The organism is Zooshikella ganghwensis DSM 15267 (assembly GCF_000428585.1).
Classification (GTDB): Bacteria; Pseudomonadota; Gammaproteobacteria; order Pseudomonadales; family Zooshikellaceae; genus Zooshikella; species Zooshikella ganghwensis.
Map to the genome: position 1 here is coordinate 17294 of NZ_AUAF01000047.1, position 13844 is coordinate 31137.

A 13844-nucleotide genomic window follows, 5' to 3' on the forward strand; every position below is an offset into this window, starting at 1 on the left:
GCTTTTATTTTTGAAAGGAAAAATAGCTAGAAGCCTTGATAAATCTAGGCTTGCAGCAAAGAAGGTTACAACACGCCCTTATTTGGAGCTTCAAAGTTTGCTTTTTTTCTGGCCCTAACTCTAGCCCTTACAATGACTGGGATAGACGTATATTAGAAAAATCAGGCCGCGCTTATAGCTAAGAGGAGTTCTGACAGATATTTCTATTCTTTCTTGTTATTGAAAGGACCTGTTAAGTAATGATTTATCTCACTTAAAAAGCTTTTTTCCTACACTTACTCACTCAGCGGATTGCTTAATAAATAACCAACGGATAGAATACCTCACCTTTTTTAAACTAGTAGCTTTCCTTTGATACGGAAATATCATGGAGTAGTACATGAGTTCAGCAGATAGTCCTTATTCCGCACCAAACTCAGATTTATCAACTGCAACTTATGGCCCAGAAGGTATTTATGAACTTCCTAGGTTTAGTGCATGGGGAGTATTTTTCTTATCTATAGTTACTGTTGGTTTTTATTATTACTACTGGCTTTATAGAAGAACACTTATAATTAATAGGGTATGCGACCACAAAATTTCAATGATTTTACCCCATATTATTTTAGTTTATATCGTAGTGTCTGCAATTTATGCTTTTTATTCAGGCTACTCCATTGCATACTCCTCATACGAACCACCGCTTTATCAGTATCTACAACCTGCAAATTATTTTTGTGCTTTTTTATCCTATATCTGGTTATTTGCTATAAGAAATAGAATTCACTATATGTGTATGTTAGAAAAGACAAATGTATTTTGGATAGGTAGATTCTTCACTGTTATTGGAAGTAATATTTACCTCCAGTATAAAATTAATCAAATGATAGACCACAGAACATTCTCATTTAATAAAGAGTTCGTTGCTCTGTGAAATACATAAGCTAAATATTAAAAGAGAATCCCAAGCCAGCTAACTGTTAACTTGGGGTTTTCTTCATTTAAAAATGATAGAATGCATGAGCCGAGGAACACTTTCACCACTCATCCCTAATCTGCTCTTGATACGTGAGACCATCAACATTTTCACTACTCTTACTCCAAAGACCAAAAGCATCTACTTTTACTTTTGACCTCTTTTCCAGATAGCCTGCTATGGCTCTACGAATGGCCTCAGCTTCAGAAATATTCTCTGCTTCACAAACCTTAGCAAGTTCGTTTACCTGCTCATCAGGTATATCCACTAGTATTTTCATAGAAATCCTTACAAGGCATTATGATATGTATAGGATGTCGCAAACATATGTGCATAACAAGTTTTCTTGAGGTTACTTAAATAGGTATGAAACTTAAGGGGAGAATCTTTCAGGGTATCTAAACGGGGGGGTAACTCTAGACCACGTATTTACTGGGCTACAAGTATATTAGAGAAAACAATGCCGCGCTTTCATCTGAGGAGGAGGAAACCGTTCAAGCCCTTGGTATATCTAGGCTACAGCGGTGATAGCAAAATTTACAGTTTCTTAGGGCTTAAATTTTTGTGCATTCTTCTGGGGGTAACTCCTAGCCCAAACCATGTCTGGGCTATACGTATATTAGAAAAAACAAAGCCGCGCTTATCGTTAAAGGGAGTTCAGGTGAAAATTTTTTATTCTTACTGATTACTTAAGGAGCTGATTAAGAAATGACTTATCTCACTTAAAATTCTTTCTACACCACTTACTACATCCAGAAAGTTGATTGAAAAACAACCAAGGGATAAAATACCGCACCATTTTTAAACCTGCAGTTTCCCTTTGATACGGAAATATCTAGGAGTAGTACATGAGTTCAACAAACAGTCCTTATGCCGCACCCAACTCAGATTTATCACCAGATACTTATGGTGAAGAAGGTGTTTATGAACTTCCAAGATTCAGTGCATGGGGAGTTTTTTTCTTAACTCTAGTTAGTTTTGGGCTTTATTATTATTACTGGATGTATAAAAGAACAGTTGTAATTAATAGCGTTTGTGATGATAAAATATCAATGCATATACCTTATATTGTTATTTTTTACGGCATAGTAAGTTTTATATATGGCTTATATCAAAATTATACTATACATACTGGCTCATATATGCCTCAGTTTCTTCTAGTAGAAGCTTTTATACATATTATTTTTCTCATCTTAGCTGTTTTCTGGCTATATACAATTAGAAATAGGTTAAACTATATTTTTCAAGCTAATAAAACTGATAAATTCTGGATAAGTGGAATACTTACTTTCTTTGGAACAATTATTTACCTCCAGTACAAGATGAATAAAGTTATTGACCACCAAACACATAGTCTTAACCAAGAGTTTAATGAGCTTAATGTTTCTTAAACTATTTAAGTAACTCGTACCCCCTCGGTGAATATTCCTAAAAACCAGTTTTTTAACCAACACGCTTACCGAGTGGGGCACAGATAACCTTTTGCAAAGACCACAACCGGAAAAGGAAATACCCGTTGCGGCTTTTCGGGACTCCACTGGATTGGTTTTCCGTTGTACTTCAAACTGGCTGCCAAACATCGGCGTTATATTTCCAAATTGGCGTTAATATGAAAGTTTTTATAAATATTGTTATTGGTTTATTATTTTCTGTTTTTTTAGTCATTACTATTGGTTATTGGCTCTATTTAGACTATTGGTATCGGCAAGCAGTCCCAATAAATATAGGTTTAGGTAGCAGTATTTCGATAGTCACTGATTCGGGAGTATTATCTGGTTGCGGAATAGCCGTATACGAACTCGATGAAAAAACTTATGATAAAATTAATAAGGAAGGAATCAATTTCTTCTCTTCTTCAATGCAGGCTAGAGGCCATAATGATAGCTATTATGCTTATAGTGAATGGAAGGAGACGCCTAGAGAGGATTGGAAACGTCCTGAAAACTGGAGTTATCAGCTACTTTGCGGTGGAGATATAAGTGAGAAATTGTTTAATAAAATCTTACACGGGGGACAGTCAGCAGGCTCTTTTTACTCATCTAAAACCGCCGCACATTTAATGGTATTGCCTAATGAGAGACTAGTTGTTTTCACATACTATGATTAAAAATATAGCTGATTAAAGATAACTCCAAGCTAGCTAACTGTTAACTTGGAGTTTATCTTAAAAATATATAAGTTCAATACGGCATAGCTAGCACGACCCCTTCATGGTGGTCAAACGCAAGGACAGCTCCACTTGATTCAAATACAAAAACTACGTCTGTATTTCCATCAACACATTCACAATACACCGTACCTTTCTCTCCCTCAACTGGAATCCCTTCCTCTATACGCTCTAATAGTTTCTGTGCATAACAAACTATAGGCAGGGGGAAATCACAGATTAAATTAGGGAGTATCAAGACCCGTCCAGTTTCATTAGCTAAGAACTCTCCATAATATTTCTGTACTAGCTGAACACTATCTAATCTACCATTAATTAATTCCCTATTTTTGACTACTGAAAGGGAGTGCATTGCTGCATGGACTCTATCAATGTTTAGTGTGCAAAAGTCATAAATATAGCTTTTAGACTCTGGGAAAAACTTATGAAGAAGCCTGATTGCCTCATTCCATTCATCTGGATATCTGCTCTTAGATTCTGGCATAGTTAAAAGCCATCTCCAGGCGGTAGCATAGTATTATTTCCACCTGCTGAATCCCCTTTTGCCCAGCCTATCTCTAGGTATCTATGAGTAAATATAGGTCCTATGACAGGTACTCCCCAAGCCAACAGGTTCCATAGTAGCTTTTTCCTTGTTGTCATTAAGTCAAACGCGCTGATTTCAATGCTAAGAATAAACGCAAAGGCATAGTTAAATACTGCTAAAATACCTACAAGTACCCAATAACCAGAAAAAGTCATACTACTTTATATCCTCATGATGCTTCAGCTTTTCATAACCACATGCAGCACACAGTTTAGCTTTTACTGTTCTAAATGGTTTTCCGCATGATGGACAGTCTTCTCCTAAAGCGCTATTGCGGTGATGCCAAATAGAATCGGGATTAGTTTCTTTAAAACCAGTCAATTCATAATATTTAATGCAGCTTGGAGTAGTGAAAGCTTCAAGTACTTCCCGTATTGTCATACCATATTCTTTACGTTTTTGAGTGATAAATTGCTTATCCTCAATAAGAATAGGATGAATTACCGCCCACTCACTCTCATCAAGCATGGGCACGTCTGTATCACATCTCCAACAATAACGTGTAATAGCCATAAAAAATCTAACCTAGCATTACCAAGGATAATTTTATAGCAAAATAACTCCCTGAGCCAGTTACCCTAAGTCCATCGTAAAGCTATAAACATGAGAGGACGCAATCTAATGTTATTGATTAATTTTAATAACCTATCCAAAGCAGTAACTTGACTTTAAAATCAAGGATGGCTGCAAGCTTCCTTTTCTCGGTGTTACTTTTATCTTTTTTTTATCCTCCTCTTTTAAGTAGTTCAGCATCTGCTCCCGCAATAAATTAAAAACATCATGCTCTGTATATAACTCATAAAAGCAAGTTCGTATTTTGTTGTAAAGTTCTTGGGTCCTGCTCGGTAAGGTTCCAAATGAATCATGAACTAAGGCCCAGTTATCTATGTAATTAGCATTGACTACAACTAACATTAAATGTGTTGCATCTAGCGAGTGCACAAAGTTAGGAGCTATTGAAGAAGCTTGCTTCTGTTTATCAATTGAGGTCCCCTGTACCTTAAAAGTAAACCTAACCTTTTCTTTTCCTAAAAAACTTGTTTCACTTCTTTTCTCTTTATAGACCCAATAATTCTGCTCCACTAAGAAGCCTATGGGGGTTTTCCATGAAATAGGCTCACCTTTTTTAGCCACTACTTTTGCAGTCTTTTGTAACCACTCCATGCCTTCAGCCGCTTTAACTACAGTTTCACACACAGCCTCATACAAAAGGGATGCAAGCAAGGATGCACTCTTAAAGACAATAGAGTTATCCTCCCATATTCGGGACCATATGGACGCACTTATGTCTTTGATGTCATTTAACTTCATTGCCTCAATCTTCGCTGGTTTAATTACTCGCTCCAGCAACTGGTCCTTAAAGCCATACTCCTTGCTCCCATAAGGAAATGTCATAACGGCACTTTTAGCTAACTTACGGCCCATACAGCCTTTCTCTCTATCATACCCATAGTTTAACCAGGCGTAGGCACAGAGCATGGTATTGTAAAGGTCATGAGCTTCTTGCTCTGGAATAGACCTCTTTGCAAGGGTCCCATCTGAGTTGCGCTTATCAGACTTAACTAACTGTCTCCATTCATAAAGTGTTTTTTTTAACTTATATTTCCGCTTATTCTTGTTATAAATATCTTCAATTTTTTCATCAATGATATTCATCATTTTTGGGTAGTCGTGTTCCTTCCAGTCTTTCCCAACGATTGCTTCAAGCTTCACATATATTTTGTCGATGACACGCTGGTATATATCCTGAGGTACATCTGCAGGGGTTAAGTTAACAGCCGCTCCTGTCTCTTCACATCTCAAGGCCATACCCAAGTGCTGTAGACCCGAACAAGAGCCGTCCAAGGCAACAGCAATGTGTGAGACGTGGTTTAAGCCGTTCTCAATGTATCCCTTCCATTCAAGAGCAGCAGCAATGGCTTGAAAAGGTTTATCCGCCTCTGTCCACTCACGGTTATCATAAGGGTTCTCAGCGATACGACAGAGCATGTCTGAGTGCTTCTTAGTCCATGCTATGCGGTCCTCAAAGGAAACCTTGTCTATCCCCCAGACATTCGCTACATGCACTGCTAGCCAGTCTACGGCCTCAGGTGAGCTTAGTTTCTCCCCTTCTGCAAACTCAAGTAAGGCTTTAACATAGTCAGCTCCTTGAGGGGACAGGGAGCCATTTGTCACTGGATAAACACGACCACGGAAGTCTAATTGATAAGGGAAATAAATCTTTTCATATTTAGCGTATTTCTCAGCGCATTTTAAAGTTAAAAAAAGGGCAGCTCTTTTCGACACTAAACGTATATTTTCTTGATAAACTGCAGCAGCTTCCATTTTCCATGCAACCTTTGCCTCCTCATTTGTATCTATGTCTTTTGGTTTCTCAGGGACAGGTATTTCTGAAGCTCTGGGTAAGCCTCCAAGTTCACTATCTGTATTTGCAAGGTTTAATAAGAGGTCCAAGAGCTTCACGTTTATACGCCATGGTGTAGCTTGTATTTTATTTACTGCTTCATAGACCACAGGCATTTCGACATTAGCTAACTTTTCTAAGTATTGTTTATTCTTAGTTTTAACCAAGGTGATAGGTGCTACCTGATTAGTTATATACCCGCCAACAAAGGGGCACTGCCAAGGAAAGGGAGGAACCACCATAGGCTCATAAATAGCAGCTATATCCAGATGATAGGCGTTACATTGAGTTATCCACTCTATGCACTCCTTAGTGGGTTTAATAATGTATTCCTGAGTTTTATTTTTAACTTGTATGTCTGCCTCAATTATACCTAGCTCACTTATGCACAGCTCTAAAAGGACCTTGCCCACTAGGAGTGAAATATCCTTACACCATAGGTGTATTGGGGTCCCATTCTGTTCAGCCATGTATTTAGCTGTATATTTCTTCCTTGAATACTGACTCCTCTTATTCGCTCTGCTGAGGATGCCTTTATATAAAACTTTTTCTTCCTCAGATAGACGCGACATTTCAACTTCAAGGCTAAGCGCTTCACCTATTTTCAACGCTAAACTTGTTAACTTTGTGTGAGCGGAAATACTACTCATAATTACTTTTAGCGAGATATAAGCAGTTGTCCTGTCTTCTAACTGTTGTAAGTATGGAATTGCCTTGTGGTGCCTTCCTGCTGCCCTAAGTGATTTCTCAAGCCATGTCCGTATAGCGTCTGAGAATCTGTCTGTCATCTTTGAGACTAACCTGTTGCCATATGCCGTGTTACTCTCATCTCTTCCTTGTACGGCCTTCAGCGTACGCTTAATGTATCTATCGCGTCCTGCTTGAGCCATGCCTGCTTCAAGTCTTGCTTGGTCTTCTTCAGTACCTTTTACCCTTTGGATGTTGCTGTACTTATCCATGGTTAACCTTACTACTTACTCCCATATTCGGGATATTTCAGATAATAGGAGGCCGAGAAGCTTTGAAAGTCAGAGCCTCTGGTTGATGTGCTTAATTTTTGAAGTTAGGTTTTATTCTTATTACATTACGAGTATCCCCTCAATTTACTCCCGCATTCGGCATATTTCAGACATAGAAATCCCCTGAAGCTTCACCAAAACGCTCCATATCGAAAAAATGTTCTTGTATTTTACTACTCTATTTGATTAAAAAATAATCACCACAAACTGTTGTATTAATTAAAAATGATATGCAGCTTAACATCCACGAAACTGCTGTATAGATGAAATATTTCATTTTTTAATTAGGGATTTAAATGAAGTGAATTTATTTTTAAAATGAAACTGGTTTGATTAATTGCGTGGAATTTAAGCTCCATTTCCACGCTCCATTTTCACGCTCCAAAGAAAAGGAACGTAGGTATTTAACTAGGTATTTTGTGAGTGGTTACTAATCTGGTAAAATCCATGTGGCGGGAGTTTGGTAGACACGCTGTCTTCAGGTGGCAGTGCCCTTTGGGCGTGGGAGTTCGAGTCTCCCCTTCGGCACCATATCGCCTAATCTATTGTTTTTCCTAGGTTTTTTCTTCTCAAAGTATCCTTAATTCAAACTAACTTTGTAGCAACTCTCGAACTAATTTTGTAGCAGTTTCGAACACTTCTTGTCAAACCTTTTTCGTCTTCTACTGTCTTCTGTTTGTGCCATCAAAGTGCTCTAACTAGACTCACAGCTAGATAGTGGCTACAGGTCAGATATTGCCTAAATATGTAATGGACCAACCATTCACAGCCTGTGGACTTTATAATGAAGTGGAGATAGACCCCCTCTTGCTCTAAAGTATGTCCATTAAGCCCTGATGTGGGAGAAATAGAGACATGCAGAAGCGAACATTTAGTAGCTATGAGTTCACCCAAAACCCAAGTGAGGCAAAGGCTGCTTCCCAGTTTGGTCCCGTTTTTATTACTGAGCAAGGCAAACCAACCCACGTACTCTTAACAATTGACGACTATGAGCAATTAACTCAACTAGAACCAAGTATCTTAGATTTACTAAAGATGCCTGAAGATGAAGACTTTGATTTTGAAGCTTCAAAACTAGAAATAAGTACTAAACCCGCAGACTTTGATTAATGTCACACTAAAAGATATCATTGTGATATCTTTGCTCTATCTAGGTTTACGAGTTAATAAGTCTGATTTTTGGCATTATTAGACTTTCTGGTAAACTTTTGCTTTCATTAAAGGTTATCATTAGATTACTTCCATATTTGAATATATCCCCGCTTCAAGTCAATTACTTGCATTTATAATCAACCCTCAAAATTTAAACTTTACGCTTACTGTCTTACTATTTGCCAGTTATTATTTTTCACTTCAACATGAATATGAAGTGTAACTATGGCGCATAGAAAAGAACCAATAATCACAAACCTATCAGATGAAAACACACCTCGTACACAGCAGTTAAGGATAAATCAAAGCCTTATACAACGAATTGATACAGTGAGAGAGGTAATAGCTAAAGAATCAAAACGCAAAAAGATGGCACGTCATGATTACTTCCTTGAAGCTATCTATAAAAAGCTAGAAGCTGATGAAAACAATTATGAACTGCTCTAGCCTTACTCAAATCTAACGCTAACTGGACCACATAATTAGAAGTAGCTCAAGTACTCTCACCCCCTTGTTGTGCTATGGTTCAACACTCAAAGTTATTCAAAGGATGGAGCACCTATCAGTGTTAAAGCATCTAGTTCTATCATCGTTACTTTGCTGGTCTATAGCTGGAATAGCTGCACAGAGTGTAGATGCCAAAGAAGAGAAGCTACCAAGCGTTGAGACTTTATGTAAGGACCGCCCTACATGCAACCTTGTGGCACAATCTTCAGACTGGCCTAAAGCCAAATATGAAAAAAGCCTCTCTTATGAGATTGGTCCATTCAGAATAAATTTACCTAAAAATGATATTCAAAGATGGGTATCTAGCGAGAAAACCCAATTTGTTATATTTGATAAAAAGGCTTTGATGTTTGAGTTAAGAGAAAATCAAAACTCAATGGAAATAAAGCAATTCTTTGAGACAGCTTTTCAAAGTAAGCCTGACAGTAAAGCTTTAAAGGACATAACAAAGAAAGAAAAAGCAGAATTATTTGTATTTAAAATGATGCTTTTTGACGATGCTAAGCTGTTTATGTATGAAAAAGGACCTATGAAAGCCTTTGAAGCAGTTTCCTCTAAGCTTTCAGTTGTCTACATAACTCATGACAAGCTAGAAAATGAAGTTTTAGCTATAGACTCAAAAAACTTCACCCAAGAAGAGCTGCATAAAATCATTGCTTCAGTTGAATCTACTGTACCTACACTTTAAGGACGATATATGCCTACACCAGAGCAACAAACACTTGTAGCTGAGATTCTTACAGTTATTACTGGTGATGATTTTTTCTTAAAGAATAAGCATAAAATTAATGACAACTTTATGGTTGCTGCTGAAGACGCAATAGCTTCCTATAAAAGTTGCATTAATCACTCAGGACGTTTTGCAGCCCTTATGAAGTGTATCCCTACTGGCCCCAATGTTAGAGGCTGGCTAACGAAGTGTACAACCAACTCTTTTCAGCAGTTAAAAAGAGAGTTTGGCGGGGAGCTTTACGGGAATAAGCTGTGTTCTGTAGATGCAGGCTTCGGTATGCACTACAGAAATCTTAAAGACACCCTTATATTAGGCTTCTAGCTGACAAAATGAGCCTCTCTCCTTAACCAGATAAGTGCTTGAGAGGCTTAACAGATTATCTAAAAGCGTTAATTCTAAAGTAACGAAAAACTAAGTATTATCTACAATAGAACGTGCAAGCTTTTTAAGAGAAATACTATCTTGTACATATACTGATGCTCTTAAAACCCTACTCCTTGAAATTTTTTTATTTGGTACTAGTTCTTGTAATTTATCCGCTAGTATCTGTAGTTGTCCTTTTTCGATATCAGTCAACCTTAAAGGAAAGCTTCTACCAGAAGTTGTGTTAGGGTCTACTGGGATTGAACTCACATACTTTGGCTCTGGCTCTATTGTATCAATTGGTTCTATTTCAATTTGCTTATTCTTATTACTATTCTTCTTTTTTAGCTTATTTTTTAGTTTATCACCCATAATAGACCACTCTTTCAAGCTAAAATAATTCATGGATGTCAACTGCTTAGCAACTACAGACCATATTTCAAGTTATTGTTTAAACGCAATATCATGGCAAGAAAAGTTCTCAGGAACACCTCTTGCTCAAGAATGATTTTGGCAGAAAAATCTAAGTGCCTTTTTAATTATTCAGCAGCGTAAAAATCCCCCCCCTACCGGCTCAGAAAACTTCTAAAAACAGCAGAAACTTTGATTGTGTCCACCTTTAATAGTGCAACACTTAACTACTCTTTCAACTTTTAATATGTCAATTAATTTATAACTTAGTTGACACTCAATAATGCACATCATATGCTGTCTATTAAATCAAGAATAACATACTTAATGTACACTTTCGTATATTTTTCTATTTAGTGGACACATGTAAGGACACAACAAACATGGCTTACCTTGGATATGCACGTGTATCAACTCATCAACAAGACTTAGAATTACAGGTTAAAGCACTCCTTGAGGCTGGCGTTAAGCAGCACAGAGACTTCCTTTTCACTGATAAAGCCTCTGGTAAGGATGACAATAGAGAAGGTCTACAACATCTCCTGATGAAGGTAAGAGAGGGAGACACAATACTCATCACCAAACTAGACAGACTTGGACGCAACACATACGACATGATAAGAATCATTGAGGACCTAGACAGCCGAGGGGTTGCTGTCCGCTTTCTTCATGATGGCATAAGTACTGAAGGTCGTATGGGTAAAATGGTTGTCACTATCCTTGCTGCAGTAGCTCAAGCAGAACGAGATAGAATACTGGAGAGAACTAAGGAAGGTCGTAAGGCTGCCATAGAGCGAGGCGTTAAGATGGGCAGGAAGCCTATCATTGATGATGAGATAAAGGTTAAGGTCAAGGCTGCTGTCGATAAAGGCATTCCCAAGGCTAAAGTAGCCAAACAGTTCAACATTAGTAGACAGAAAGTGTATGACATCCTTGTTGAGCTTGGAGAGCTTGAGACTGCTTAGTGAACTCTGCTTAATTATCGCCAGTGATGCCTAGAAACAGCTTTGAGGCCAGTCTATAAGAATGCACAACTGCAGTACAACCCAGAGACAGGCCGGAAGCTTGAAGCGCCTAAAGAGGAATACGCTTTTGATAAGAGTGATAAAGACACTCCTTGTGACTTTTAGAGGCTTTTTAAATTGTGGATTTCATTTAAAAGTCTTTGATTGATAAGACACTGTGTTGTTGCAATTTCAAGCATTGCACGTGAAAGCAGAGCAGAGCGGTAGTTTGAGGACCCTTCCATTGCTTCCTCCACTTGCTTATTAATGTACGTAGCAGACTCTTCTATCTCTTGGGTATGTATATTGAGGATGTCCTGTAATGTGAGAGATTCTTTTTCTTCCTTCGTCATGTCATTTATGCCTTTCATTAGCTGCTTCTCTATTTAATTAATCCCAAGCTCAGTATAGCCATAAGGAGGAACTTGTCTTCAGTTTTGAGAGGACCTAAAACAGGAAGCCCTCATACGCAGAATGTGCGGAGGAAAAAGTGTTCATACTCAGAATGTGAGTAGGAGGTTGGTCCCCTGATTGTGGGGGAGGAAGCCTTGAGGCAGCTCTAAGACTGCCTTGAAGGGGTGGAGGAGATGACTATCCTCTTTAAATCGCTTATGTCTTGTTTCACTATTCCTACATCATTTCGCAGCTCAAGCATAAGAGCTTTAATTTCCTTCATAGCCTCTAGAGGTTCTCTCCTTTTAGAGTCAGCTTCTTCGAACGTTTCGTCCATGCGCTTCTTGAATTCTTCTGTATCTTTATCGTGAGATTTGAGTACTGTTCTTGTCACTTGCCTGATTTTTTCATTATCCATTTTCGTCTATCCCTTATTAATCTCTAACTCAGTATAGCCATAAGGAGGAACTTGTCTTCAGTAATAAACCAAGGATGCACCACATCCTGTGCTTCCTCTAAGATACTTTTATGTAACGCTGAAAAGGGAAACAAGTTGGACACCACAATAAAGCTACAGTACAACCCTGAAGCAGGTAGAAAGCTTGAGGAGCCTAAAGGAGATAATAACTTTGACACAGGCAATAGGATGGCCCCAGTGACTTTTAAATAACCTCTATTTAGTTCTTTTTTATTTCATCTAAAAGTTTTTGATTGATATGATTTTGAAACTCAAGAGACTTAATAAGTATTTCATATACCACTAAAGTTTGGTGTGAATAAGCATCGTTTTGTTGTTTTGTATTATTTTCTAAAGCCGCAAGACCACCAACTGCAACCTTTATATTTTGAGCTTGAGCATCAAGTAACTGTTGAATATCCATACTCAATATATCATCTGAAAGTGTACTCATAACAATATCCCTTTGCTTAATTAATCCCTAACTCAGTATAGCCATAAGGAGGAACTTGTCTTCGGTAATAAACTAAGGATGAGTCACATCCTGTGCTTCCTCTGAGATACTTTTATGTGACGCTGAAAGGGGAACAAAGTTAGGCACTACAAAACACTTGCAGTACAACTCTTAAATAAGATAGAAAGCTTGAGGTATACCCTAATGGACACAACAAAAATGCTCATATCCAGAATGTGGCTAGGAAAGGATACCCAGATTGTGGGTACTCTCAGGCACAGAATGTGTACCCTAGTTACTTACATATAGACCACTAGACATCACTTTTTGAGACTGCTAAAAGTCCTCAACCTATGGACCATCAACACCACAACTAACACTGAATAATCACAACTAGTAACGTACTCATGTTGTGCTCTTTAGGAACAATCTGTTGTGGTTTGGTCCATTGCAAAGGGTCCGCAGAATGTGCATACCCCTAAGATAGCTTTGAGATAATCTTACAAGGCAGAAAGACTTAGTAATCAAATATAAACAATACAGCAACATATCTATTTAAACTGCAAACTTTTTTATGTGTTATATAAGTCCTGCCGAATAGCTCTCAATAATGACTCATATGCTTCATGGCGGGCATCTCTCGGACCTTCATTTGTGTCTGCAATTCTTTGAGCAAATTTGGCTACATCACCAGAACCAAAAATATGACACTTTGTTTGCCATAATGCATATGCCTTTGAGTTTGCTTCTGAAGGGGCTACAGCAGCATCATGTAACGCTGTGAGTAACCCAATATAAGCGGTCTTCTTTTCCTCATATCTACGGTCTTTTTGTTTCGACTTTTGGCTCGTAATATAGCTAACTAACGTATTTAATAAGCTACCAACCCCTAAGCCTGCAAGTACTCCTAAAATTGTATTAATTTCCATTTCCTTCCCTCATTTAACTATTACTCGATTCCGAAGTTTTTTTAGGTTGACAAAGCTGTATATTTATTCAAGCTGCCATTCGGTGCTGTAATGAAGGCGTCGGCTCTTGCCTACCAAGATCTAAACCCGCCAAATGTTTTTTCGAGTTACGCTCGGGTAATACTTTTTTTAAAGCCTTTGTAAAAGCTATCAGCTCTTTTTGTGGTTCATCCGCCATTACGATTTCTTGTACGGTTTTTATCAGGGCTTCAACTTTGAGACGTTCAGTTAGACAGCCAACAGGCAACCCGGGCTGTTTGTTTTCAAGGCG

19 protein-coding genes are annotated in these 13844 nt (G+C 38.1%); 8 read left to right on the plus strand and 11 right to left on the minus strand.

The window, feature by feature from the left end; translation table 11 throughout:
• Positions 1-379: 379 nt before the first annotated feature.
• A complete protein-coding gene (locus tag F607_RS0112100) occupies positions 380-913 on the plus strand; it encodes a DUF4234 domain-containing protein (protein ID WP_027708297.1) in 534 nt (177 codons plus the stop codon).
• Positions 914-1016: 103 nt separating this feature from the next.
• Here F607_RS0112100 and F607_RS0112105 read toward each other — a convergent pair whose 3' ends face one another.
• Positions 1017-1235 (minus strand): ribbon-helix-helix protein, CopG family, encoded by a 219-nt coding sequence (locus tag F607_RS0112105; RefSeq protein ID WP_027708298.1) that lies wholly within the window; start codon positions 1233-1235, stop codon positions 1017-1019.
• 568 nt (positions 1236-1803) lie between these two features.
• Here F607_RS0112105 and F607_RS0112110 point away from each other — a divergent pair.
• Together F607_RS0112110 and F607_RS0112115 are read left to right on the plus strand one after the other, a co-directional pair.
• Complete coding sequence (locus F607_RS0112110; protein WP_027708299.1) at positions 1804-2346, plus strand: DUF4234 domain-containing protein; 543 nt, start codon at positions 1804-1806, stop codon at positions 2344-2346.
• 218 nt (positions 2347-2564) lie between these two features.
• Positions 2565-3062: a hypothetical protein gene (locus F607_RS0112115; RefSeq protein ID WP_157365452.1), complete on the plus strand. Its 498-nt coding sequence runs from the start codon at positions 2565-2567 to the stop codon at positions 3060-3062.
• 73 nt (positions 3063-3135) lie between these two features.
• On the opposite strand, the gene F607_RS0112120 is transcribed toward F607_RS0112115, so the two are convergent.
• From F607_RS0112120 to F607_RS0112135, 4 genes are all read right to left on the minus strand, one after another.
• Complete coding sequence (locus F607_RS0112120; protein WP_027708301.1) at positions 3136-3606, minus strand: hypothetical protein; 471 nt, start codon at positions 3604-3606, stop codon at positions 3136-3138.
• A 2-nt stretch (positions 3607-3608) separates the two neighbouring features.
• Positions 3609-3863, minus strand: coding sequence for a hypothetical protein (locus F607_RS0112125; protein WP_027708302.1), 255 nt, complete (start codon positions 3861-3863; stop codon positions 3609-3611).
• A gap of 1 nt (position 3864) precedes the next feature.
• Complete coding sequence (locus F607_RS0112130; RefSeq protein WP_027708303.1) at positions 3865-4221, minus strand: hypothetical protein; 357 nt, start codon at positions 4219-4221, stop codon at positions 3865-3867.
• 132 nt (positions 4222-4353) lie between these two features.
• Positions 4354-7071: a DNA-directed RNA polymerase gene (locus F607_RS0112135; RefSeq protein WP_027708304.1), complete on the minus strand. Its 2718-nt coding sequence runs from the start codon at positions 7069-7071 to the stop codon at positions 4354-4356.
• Positions 7072-7986: 915 nt separating this feature from the next.
• Between F607_RS0112135 and F607_RS0112145 the strand changes: the two genes are divergently transcribed.
• The 4 genes from F607_RS0112145 to F607_RS0112160 all read left to right on the plus strand — a co-directional run bounded on the left by F607_RS0112145 (position 7987) and on the right by F607_RS0112160 (position 9844).
• Complete coding sequence (locus tag F607_RS0112145; protein WP_027708305.1) at positions 7987-8241, plus strand: type II toxin-antitoxin system Phd/YefM family antitoxin; 255 nt, start codon at positions 7987-7989, stop codon at positions 8239-8241.
• Between the two features lie 267 nt (positions 8242-8508).
• Positions 8509-8730: a hypothetical protein gene (locus F607_RS0112150; protein WP_027708306.1), complete on the plus strand. Its 222-nt coding sequence runs from the start codon at positions 8509-8511 to the stop codon at positions 8728-8730.
• Between the two features lie 118 nt (positions 8731-8848).
• Entirely contained in the window at positions 8849-9478 is a 630-nt protein-coding gene (locus tag F607_RS0112155) for a hypothetical protein (protein WP_157365453.1), read from the plus strand.
• A gap of 9 nt (positions 9479-9487) precedes the next feature.
• On the plus strand, positions 9488-9844 hold the full coding sequence (locus F607_RS0112160; RefSeq protein WP_027708308.1) for a hypothetical protein: 357 nt from the start codon (positions 9488-9490) through the stop codon (positions 9842-9844).
• 90 nt (positions 9845-9934) lie between these two features.
• Here F607_RS0112160 and F607_RS0112165 read toward each other — a convergent pair whose 3' ends face one another.
• Positions 9935-10258 (minus strand): hypothetical protein, encoded by a 324-nt coding sequence (locus F607_RS0112165; protein WP_157365454.1) that lies wholly within the window; start codon positions 10256-10258, stop codon positions 9935-9937.
• Between the two features lie 422 nt (positions 10259-10680).
• Here F607_RS0112165 and F607_RS0112170 point away from each other — a divergent pair, with 422 nt between their 5' ends.
• Complete coding sequence (locus F607_RS0112170) at positions 10681-11262, plus strand: recombinase family protein (RefSeq protein ID WP_027708310.1); 582 nt, start codon at positions 10681-10683, stop codon at positions 11260-11262.
• Between the two features lie 161 nt (positions 11263-11423).
• Here the strand turns inward: F607_RS0112170 and F607_RS0112175 are convergent, their stop codons facing one another.
• The 5 genes from F607_RS0112175 to F607_RS34625 all read right to left on the minus strand — a co-directional run.
• Positions 11424-11654 (minus strand): hypothetical protein, encoded by a 231-nt coding sequence (locus tag F607_RS0112175; protein ID WP_157365455.1) that lies wholly within the window; start codon positions 11652-11654, stop codon positions 11424-11426.
• Between the two features lie 206 nt (positions 11655-11860).
• Positions 11861-12112 carry a hypothetical protein gene (locus tag F607_RS0112180; protein ID WP_027708312.1) on the minus strand — a complete coding sequence of 84 codons (252 nt, stop codon included), beginning with the start codon at positions 12110-12112 and terminating at the stop codon, positions 11861-11863.
• Between the two features lie 259 nt (positions 12113-12371).
• Positions 12372-12605, minus strand: coding sequence for a hypothetical protein (locus F607_RS0112190; RefSeq protein ID WP_027708314.1), 234 nt, complete (start codon positions 12603-12605; stop codon positions 12372-12374).
• Positions 12606-13177: 572 nt separating this feature from the next.
• The gene (locus F607_RS0112195; protein WP_027708315.1) at positions 13178-13534 is read right to left on the minus strand and encodes a hypothetical protein; all 357 of its coding nucleotides are present in this window, start codon (positions 13532-13534) and stop codon (positions 13178-13180) included.
• A 67-nt stretch (positions 13535-13601) separates the two neighbouring features.
• A partial coding sequence (locus F607_RS34625) for a hypothetical protein (protein ID WP_027708316.1) occupies positions 13602-13844 on the minus strand: 243 nt, incomplete at its 5' end.